This is a genomic window from Chryseobacterium sp. SIMBA_028, from assembly GCF_046535285.1.
GTDB lineage: Bacteria > Bacteroidota > Bacteroidia > Flavobacteriales > Weeksellaceae > Chryseobacterium.
Window position 1 is genome coordinate 1 of sequence record NZ_JAWRWZ010000792.1, and the last position, 239, is coordinate 239.

General features: G+C 68.6%; 1 protein-coding gene. It reads left to right on the forward strand.

Annotated features, from left to right (window positions below; translation table 11 throughout):
* On the forward strand, positions 1–239 hold a 239-nt coding region (locus SCA31_RS25400), incomplete at both ends, for a GLUG motif-containing protein (protein ID WP_410699698.1).

Sequence of the window (239 nt, forward strand, 5' to 3'; positions counted from 1 at the left end):
CTCGTGGGCTCCAACCTCGGCGGCGACATCGATCGGTCGTCGGTCACGGGGCGCATCGCGGGCAGCTGGGCCACGTTGGCGATGGGCGGGCTCGTCGGCGAAAGCTACACGATTGCGGGCCGTCCGGAGAAGCTGGGGACGATCAGCAACAGCTCGGCCAATACGACCATTTCGGGTGGGGTCGCGGATCAGAGCTGGGTCTACGGCGGCGTGGGCGGCCTGGTCGGCGTTAACCGAGG